Origin of the sequence: Streptomyces niphimycinicus (assembly GCF_018883605.1) — a bacterium.
GTDB classification, from domain to species: Bacteria; Actinomycetota; Actinomycetes; order Streptomycetales; family Streptomycetaceae; genus Streptomyces; species Streptomyces niphimycinicus.
The window spans coordinates 1-8,056 of the sequence record NZ_JAHLEM010000825.1; the positions used below are offsets into that span (position 1 = coordinate 1).

Below are 8,056 nucleotides of genomic sequence, written 5' to 3' on the forward strand. Positions count from 1 at the left end.
CCCGCCGACGCCCCCCGACCCCGCGCCCGACCCGGCCTCCGCCGACGGCGGCGCGCACGGCGCCGGTGCCGGGCAGGGGAAGAAGAGCGCGGGCCGTAATCTGCGCGCCGCGATAGGGGTGGGCATCGGCCTCGGCGTGATCATCGTGGCCTCGCTCTTCATCTACAAGCCCGTGTTCGTCGGCGTGGTGGCGGTCGCGGTGGTGGTCGGGCTCTGGGAGCTGACCTCGCGGCTGACCGAGCGCAAGGACATCCGGGTCCCGCTGGTGCCGCTGGCCGTCGGCGGGGTCGCCATGATCGTCGCCGGCTATGTGCGCGGTGCCCAGGGCGCGGTGGTGGCGGTGGCGCTCACGGCGCTGGCGGTGCTGGTCTGGCGGATGACCGAGCCGCCCGACAACTACCTCAGGGATGTCACCGCGGGCGTCTTCGCCGCCTTCTACGTGCCGTTCCTGGCCACCTTCGTGGCGCTCATGCTCGACACCGCGGACGGCCCGTGGCGGGTCCTCACCTTCCTGCTGCTGACCGTGGTCAGCGACACGGGGGCGTACGCGGTGGGCTGGCGCTTCGGCAAGCATCCGCTGGCGCCGCGGATCAGCCCCGGCAAGACCCGCGAGGGACTGCTGGGCGCGGTGACCTTCGCGATGGTCGCGGGCGCGCTGTGCATGCAGTACCTCATCGACGACGGCGTCTGGTGGCAGGGTCTGCTGCTCGGCCTCGCCGTCGCGGTCAGCGCGACCCTGGGCGACCTCGGCGAGTCCATGATCAAGCGGGACCTCGGCATCAAGGACATGGGCAAGCTGCTGCCCGGCCATGGCGGGATCATGGACCGGCTCGACTCGCTGCTGCCCACCGCGCCGGTCGCGTGGCTGCTGCTGGTGATCTTCGTGGGCGGCGGCTGACGAGGCCGCCCACGGGCCCCGCGCCAGGCATGGCGCGGGGCCCTTCGTACGTCTGCGACACTGGGTGAACCATGCCTAAGCTCGGAGAACTCACCTTCGCCGCGCCGCGCGGGGCCAAGAAGCCCCCGCGGCATCTTGCCGACCTCACACCCGCCGAGCGCCGGGAGGCCGTCGCCGCCCTCGGGGAGAAGCCCTTCCGGGCCAGTCAGGTCTCGCGCCACTACTTCGCGCGCTACGCCGACGACCCCGCACAGTGGAGCGACATACCGGCCGCCGCGCGCGAGAAGCTGGCCGCCGGGCTGCTGCCGGACCTGATGAGCGTGGTGCGGCACATTAGCTGCGACGACGACACCACCCGCAAGACCCTGTGGCGGCTCTTCGACGGCACGCTCGTGGAGTCCGTACTGATGCGCTACCCGGACCGGGTCACCATGTGCATCAGCTCACAGGCGGGCTGCGGGATGAACTGCCCGTTCTGCGCCACCGGCCAGGCGGGGCTGGACCGCAATCTGTCCACCGCCGAGATCGTGCACCAGATCGTCGACGGGATGCGGGCCCTGCGCGACGGTGAGATCCCCGGTGGGCCGGCCCGGCTGTCCAACATCGTCTTCATGGGCATGGGCGAGCCGCTGGCCAACTACAACCGCGTCGTCGGCGCCATCCGCCGGCTCACCGACCCCGAGCCCGACGGCCTCGGCCTTTCGCAGCGCGGCATCACCGTCTCGACCGTCGGCCTCGTTCCGGCGATGCTGCGGTTCGCCGACGAGGGGTTCAAGTGCCGGCTCGCGGTGTCGCTGCACGCGCCCGACGACGAGCTGCGCGACACCCTCGTGCCGGTCAACACCCGCTGGAAGGTGCGCGAAGTCCTGGACGCCGCGTGGGAGTACGCGGAGAAGTCCGGCCGCCGGGTCTCCATCGAGTACGCGCTGATCAAGGACATCAACGACCAGGCGTGGCGCGCCGATCTGCTCGGCCGGCTGCTCAAGGGCCGCCGGGTGCATGTGAACCTCATTCCGCTCAACCCGACGCCCGGCTCCAAGTGGACGGCCTCCCGGCCCGAGGACGAGAAGGCGTTCGTGGCGGCCCTGGAGGCCCACGGGGTGCCGGTGACCGTCCGGGACACCCGTGGCCAGGAGATCGACGGGGCCTGCGGGCAACTGGCGGCTTCGGAGCGCTGAGGACCGGCTGATACGGTGCCTGAGCATCGTTGCGTCATGCGATTGTCGTAAAACTGAACATCCGTACAAATGAACATTCCGACAGGGGAGCGCTCAGAGCGCTGAGAGTGCGGCACGGCCGCAGACCCTCGGACCTGATCCGGGTCATACCGGCGTAGGGAGTCAGCATCACCATGAACAGCCAGCTTCGGCGTGCGATCTCAGCCGCCCTCCTCGGCTCACTGGCGTTGGGCGCGCTCGTCGGCTGCGGCGAGGATTCCAAGAGCGGCGCGGACTCCAAGACGGTCACCCTGGTCACCCACGACTCGTTCGCGGCCTCCAAGGCGGTTCTCAAGGAGTTCACCAAGGAGACCGGCTACAAGGTGCGCGTACAGGCCGGGGGCGACGCGGGAGCCGCCGTCAACCAGGCGATCCTGTCCAAGGGCCACCCTCAGGGCGATGTGTTCTTCGGCGTCGACAACACCCTGCTCTCCCGGGCACTCGACAACGACCTGTTCACCCCCTATACGGCCAAGGGCCTCGACAAGGTCCCGGCGGCCCTCCAGCTCGACCGGGCCGAGCACCGCGTCACCCCTGTCGACTTCGGCGACATCTGCGTCAACTACGACCGTAAGTACTTCGCCGACAAGAAGCTGGCGCCGCCCCGGACGCTGGAGGACCTGACCAAGCCCGCCTACAAGAATCTCCTCGTCACCGAGAACGCGGCCACCTCGTCCCCCGGCCTCGGCTTCCTCCTCGCCACGGCCGCCAAGTACGGCGACGACGGCTGGAAGGGCTACTGGAAGAAGCTGCGGGCCAACGGTGTCGAGGTCGTGGACGGCTGGGAGCAGGCGTATTACGACCGCTTCTCCGGCTCGGCCGGCGGCGGCAAGGGCGACCGGCCGCTTGTCGTCTCCTACGCCTCCAGCCCGCCCGCCGAGGTGGCCGACGCCAAGACCAAGCCCGCCGAGGCCCCCACCGGGGTGGCGACGGGCACCTGCTTCCGGCAGGTGGAGTTCGCCGGGCTGCTGAACGGCGCGGGCAACACCAAGGGCGGCAAGGCGCTGCTGGACTTCCTGCTGAGCAAGCGGTTCCAGGAGGACGTCCCGCTGAACATGTACGTCAACCCGGCGCGCGAGGACGCCAAGCTGCCGGAGCTGTTCACCCGGTACGGGGCCAGGATCGGCGACTCGGCGACCCTGGCGCCGCAGAAGATCGCCAAGAACCGTGAGCCGTGGGTCAAGACATGGTCCTCGCTGGTCCTGTAGAGCCCCGCGAGAACCGTAAGACGGCCGACGGCCACCGTAAGGCCGACACGGCAGCCGGCGGCGGCCATCGTGCGCTCGCCCTCCGGCTCGCCCTGATGGCGGTGCCGCTCGCCTTCTTCGCGGTCTTCTTCGCCTATCCCGTGGCCGCCATCGTCACCCGTGGGCTGCGCGTCGGCGGGCAGTGGCGGTTCGGCCGGATCGCCGAGGTGGTGACCGATCCGGCGACGCTGGACGTCCTGTGGTTCACCTGCTGGCAGGCGGTCGCGTCGACCGCACTCACGCTCGCGGTCGCGCTGCCCGGCGCCTATGTCTTCGCCCGCTTCGACTTCCCCGGCAAGGGGCTGCTGCGGGCCGTGGTGACCGTGCCGTTCGTCCTGCCGACCGTCGTCGCCGGATCCGCCTTCCTGGCCCTGCTCGGCCGGGGCGGGCTGCTGGACGAGCTGTGGGGGGTGCGGCTCGACACCTCCGTCTGGGCGATCCTCCTGGCCCATGTCTTCTTCAATTACGCGGTCGTCGTCAGGACCGTCGGCGGGCTGTGGGCCCAGCTCGACCCGCGCCAGGAGGAGGCCGCGCGGGTGCTCGGCGCGAGCCGGCTGTCGGCCTGGCGCCGGGTGACGCTGCCCGCGCTGGCGCCCGCCGTGGCCGCCGCCGCGCTGATGGTGTTCCTCTTCACCTTCACCTCCTTCGGCGTGATCCAGATCCTCGGCGGCCCCCGCTACGCCACCCTGGAGGTGGCGATCTACCGTGAGACCGCGCAACTGCTCGACCTGCCCACGGCCGCGGTGCTCACCCTCGTCCAGTTCGCCGCGGTCGCCGCCGTGTTGGCCCTGCACGCGTGGACCGTGAGGCGCCGGGAGAGCGCCCTGCGGCTCGTCGACCCCGGCCGCACGGCGCGCCGGCCGAAGGGACCGGCGCAGTGGGCGCTGCTGTGGGGCGTGCTGGCGGTGGTCGCGCTGCTGATCGTGACACCGCTCGCGGTGCTGGTGGAACGCTCGCTGAACGGCCCGGACGGCTACGGATTCAGCTACTACGAGGCGCTCACGTCGGCCGCCGACAGCGGAGGCACCTTCTTCGTGGCCCCCATGGAGGCCATCGGGAACTCCTTGCGATACGCGGCGGTCGCCACCGTCTTCGCCCTCGCCGTGGGCGGCCTCGCCGCCGCCGCGCTCACCCGTAAGGCGGGCAGGCTGGTACGGGGCTTCGACGCGCTGCTGATGCTGCCCCTGGGCACCTCGGCCGTCACCGTGGGATTCGGGTTCCTGATCGCCCTCGACGAGCCCCCGCTGGACCTGCGTGCCTCCTGGGTCCTGGTGCCGCTCGCCCAGGCCCTGGTGGGCGTGCCCTTCGTCGTACGGACCATGCTGCCCGTACTGCGGGCGGTGGACCACCGGCTCCGGGAGGCGGCGGCCGTGCTCGGGGCGTCCCCGTGGCGGGTCTGGCGGGAGGTGGACCTGCCGCTGGTGGGACGGGCCGTGGCGGTCGCGGCGGGCTTCGCCTTCGCCGTCTCCCTGGGCGAGTTCGGGGCGACCGTCTTCATCGCGCGCCCCGACCAGCCGACCCTCCCGGTGGCCATCGCCCGCTTCCTGGGCCGGGCCGGACAGCTCACCTACGGGCAGGCGATGGCCCTGAGCACGATCCTGATGCTGGTCTGCGCCGGATCGCTGCTGGCGCTCGAGCGCATCCGCACCGACCGTTCCGGAGAGTTCTGAATGACGCTGCTGCGACTGGACGAGGTGACCGTAAGGTTCGGTCGGCGCGACGCGCTGGACGCCGTGGACCTGGAGGTCGCCGAGCACGAGACGGTCTGTGTGCTGGGCCCGAGCGGAAGCGGCAAGTCCACCATGCTGCGCGTGGTGGCCGGGCTCCAGTCCGCCGACGACGGCCGGGTGTGGCTCGCCGGACAGGACCAGAACGGGGTGCCCACGCACCGGCGCGGGGTGGGGCTGATGTTCCAGGACCACCAGCTTTTCCCGCAGCGGGACGTGGGCGGCAATGTCGCCTTCGGGCTGCGGATGCGCAAGGTGGGGCGCGCGGAGGCGGATCGCCGGGTCGCCGAACTGCTGGAGCTGGTGGGGCTGCCGGGCGCCCAGCGCCGCCCCGTCGACTCGCTCTCCGGCGGCGAGCAGCAGCGGGTGGCGCTCGCCCGCGCGCTGGCCCCGCGGCCCAAGCTGCTGATGCTGGACGAGCCGCTGGGCCAGCTCGACCGGGGGCTGCGGGAACGGCTGGTGGTGGAGCTCCGCGAGCTCTTCGCACGGCTGGGCACCACCGTCCTCGCGGTCACCCACGACCAGGGGGAGGCGTTCGCGCTCGCGGACCGGGTGGTGGTGATGGACAACGGGCGGATCGCCCAGACCGGTACCCCGCTGGAGGTGTGGCAGCGGCCCGCCACCGAGTTCGTCGCCCGTTTCCTCGGCTTCGACAATGTGGTCGACGCGATCGTGGACGGCGAGGTCGCCGACACCCGCTGGGGCAAGCTGCCCGTTCCGCCCGGCTCCCGGCCGGGCCCCACCAGGCTGCTGGTCCGCCCGGCCGGGGTGCGGCTGACGGACCCCGGGGAGGGGCTGGCGTGCACCGTGGAGACGCGCACCTTCCGCGGCGACCATGTGGCGCTCATCCTGCGCCTTCCGGACCCGGCCGCGCCGCCTCTGGAGGCGTCCTGCGCCCTGCGGGACGCCCCGGAGGCGGGGGCCCGGGTGGGGGTGGCCTTCGATCCGGCCGATGTGGTGCTGTTGGCCGCTCAGGTCTGACGCCTGGGCTCGCGGAGGGGCCCGACGCCGGTGCTCCGGCGCGCGCTGGGCCCCGAGCGCGACAACTCTCGTGCGCCGGGGCCTCCTTGGCGTCGGGTCAGCCCAGCAGCGACAGCAGCGCCTCGGGTGCCTCGTCCACCGAGTCCACCAGCGCGATACGGGCCTTCATGGACCGTCCCTCGGCGAGCGCTTCGAGCAGCGGCCAGGTGGGCAGCCGCCGGGTCCAGTGGTCGCGGTCCACCAGCACCATCGGGGTGGGCTCACCGCGCGACTCGTAGTAGTTCGGCGTCGCGTTGTCGAAGATCTCCTGGACGGTCCCGGCGGCGCCCGGCAGGAAGACGACGCCCGCGGTCGAGCGCGCCAGCAGCCCGTCCTCCCGGGTGGCGTTGGCGAAGTACTTGGCGATGTGCGAGGCGAACGCGCTCGGCGGCTCGTGTCCGTAGAACCAGGTGGGGATGCCGACCGACGCCCCGCCGTCCGGCCAGCGTTCGCGCACCGCGAAGGCGGCCTCGGCCCACGCCCCGATGGACGGCCGGAACGAGGGCGTCTTGCCGAGCAGTTCGAGCGCCTCGTCCAGCATCGCGTCCTCGTGCGGGGCCGCGTAGGCGCCCAGGTTCGCGGCCTCCATCGCACCCGGGCCGCCGCCCGTCGCGACCGTGAGACCGGTCCGCGCCAGGGCCCGCCCGAGGTGTGCGGCGCCCGCGAACCCGTCGGAGCCGCGCTCCAGCGCGTGGCCGCCCATGACGCCCACCACCCGCGTCCCGACGAGGAATTCGTCGAGCGCGTCGGAGATCGCGTCGTCGTGGATGGAACGCAGCATCGAGGAGAAGATGTCGCCGTCCGTCTTGGTCCGCTGGAACCACGCGTAGGCGAGCGCGTCCGGCGTCCGCTCGTAGCCGTGCTCCGTCAGGCCCTCGAAGAGCTGCGCGGGCGAGTAGAGGGTGCCGCGGTACGGATCGAACGGCAGATCCGGCACCGGCGGGAACACCAGCGCACTCCCGGCCCGGACCTTCGCGGCCGCCTCGGACTCCATCGGGCAGCCGAGGAAGACCGCCTCGCTGGTGTCGGTGGAGAGGAGCGCGGCCGTACGGCTCGTCAGGTCCACGGACTGGACCCGGAACCCGGCCAGGGTGCCGCGGGCGACGACCTGGTCGAACTCCTCGATGGACTCTATTTCGCGGTCTGGTTCCTGCACGCCGACATGCTAATCACACCGGAGGTGGGGGGCTGTGGATAGCGGCAAACGTGACCAGGCCGCTTGGTCGCACAATCCAGGCATGGACACCAACACCCCGTATTTTCAGCGGCGGAACGGCATCGCCGTGAGATGCGCCACCACCCACGCCAGCGGCACCAGCAGTGCCAGCAGGGCCGTCGCGCGCAGCGCGGCCGCCGCGCGGAGCAGCCGGGCCGGGGCACCGAGTCGGAGCAGCGCGGCCGTCGTGCGCTCGCGTGCGCTCCTCGCCTCCACGACCGCGGTCAGGGTGGTGGCCGCTGCGCACAGCGTGACCAGGGCCGCGCCCAGACCGGTGAGCGGGCCGAAGGCATGGGCGCCGGATGGCCCGGAGGCCCTTCCGTACAGCTCCAGGACGGTGTATCCGGCGGCGGCCAGGGCACACAGCGCGCCGACCGGACGTCCGATGAGACCGGCCTCCTGCTGGAGCATGCGCCCGGCCAGCAGCCGCAGCACGCCGGGCCGCCCCACGGCCAGCAGCCTGCCGCACAGATGGGTGAGGCCGGGCCCGGCCAGCACCAGCCCGAGCGCCGCCAGCACCCAGCCGCCCACCACACCGGGCGGATTGCCGCCGAGCCGGCCCGGCACGGCGAGCAGGGCGTCGGGGTGCGGGGGCGCGTCACCGCTCGCGTATGCCTCCAGGGCGAGTCCGGCCGCGGTCAGGGCGATGCCCCACGGAAGGCCGGAGGTGGCCCGGTGGGGCCAGGGCGCGACCGGCCCCGTCACGATGGTCGGCGGGGCCGGGACCGCCG

6 protein-coding genes, 1 pseudogene and 1 riboswitch are annotated in these 8,056 nt (G+C 72.4%); of the genes and pseudogenes, 5 read left to right on the plus strand and 2 right to left on the minus strand.

Going from position 1 to position 8,056, the window contains the following annotated elements; genetic code table 11:
- The 5 genes from KN815_RS43540 to KN815_RS43560 form a co-directional block, all read left to right on the plus strand.
- A partial coding sequence (locus KN815_RS43540) for a phosphatidate cytidylyltransferase (RefSeq protein ID WP_253209615.1) occupies window positions 1-898 on the plus strand: 898 nt, incomplete at its 5' end.
- A 71-nt stretch (window positions 899-969) separates the two neighbouring features.
- A complete protein-coding gene (gene rlmN / locus KN815_RS43545; RefSeq protein ID WP_216347277.1) occupies window positions 970-2,076 on the plus strand; it encodes a dual-specificity RNA methyltransferase RlmN in 1,107 nt (368 codons plus the stop codon).
- Between the two features lie 73 nt (window positions 2,077-2,149).
- Window positions 2,150-2,254, plus strand: a riboswitch (TPP riboswitch).
- Entirely contained in the window at window positions 2,250-3,323 is a 1,074-nt protein-coding gene (locus tag KN815_RS43550; RefSeq protein WP_216347278.1) for a thiamine ABC transporter substrate-binding protein, read from the plus strand. It overlaps the preceding riboswitch by 5 nt.
- A 95-nt stretch (window positions 3,324-3,418) precedes the next feature.
- Window positions 3,419-5,032 carry an ABC transporter permease gene (locus KN815_RS43555; RefSeq protein WP_216347282.1) on the plus strand — a complete coding sequence of 538 codons (1,614 nt, stop codon included), beginning with the start codon at window positions 3,419-3,421 and terminating at the stop codon, window positions 5,030-5,032.
- Complete coding sequence (locus KN815_RS43560) at window positions 5,033-6,070, plus strand: ABC transporter ATP-binding protein (RefSeq protein WP_216347279.1); 1,038 nt, start codon at window positions 5,033-5,035, stop codon at window positions 6,068-6,070.
- Between the two features lie 97 nt (window positions 6,071-6,167).
- Here KN815_RS43560 and KN815_RS43565 read toward each other — a convergent pair whose 3' ends face one another.
- On the minus strand, window positions 6,168-7,265 hold the full coding sequence (locus tag KN815_RS43565) for an LOG family protein (RefSeq protein WP_216347280.1): 1,098 nt from the start codon (window positions 7,263-7,265) through the stop codon (window positions 6,168-6,170).
- Between the two features lie 105 nt (window positions 7,266-7,370).
- A pseudogene (locus KN815_RS43570) lies at window positions 7,371-8,056 on the minus strand (hypothetical protein); the annotation flags it as partial.

Bases quoted from the DNA above. Each gene is read 5' to 3' on its own strand.
- rlmN (WP_216347277.1), top strand. From the start codon at position 970: ATGCCTAAGCTCGGAGAACTCACCTTCGCCGCGCCGCGCGGGGCCAAG.
- KN815_RS43550 (WP_216347278.1), top strand. From the start codon at position 2,250: ATGAACAGCCAGCTTCGGCGTGCGATCTCAGCCGCCCTCCTCGGCTCA.
- KN815_RS43555 (WP_216347282.1), top strand. From the start codon at position 3,419: ATGGCGGTGCCGCTCGCCTTCTTCGCGGTCTTCTTCGCCTATCCCGTG.
- KN815_RS43560 (WP_216347279.1), top strand. From the start codon at position 5,033: ATGACGCTGCTGCGACTGGACGAGGTGACCGTAAGGTTCGGTCGGCGC.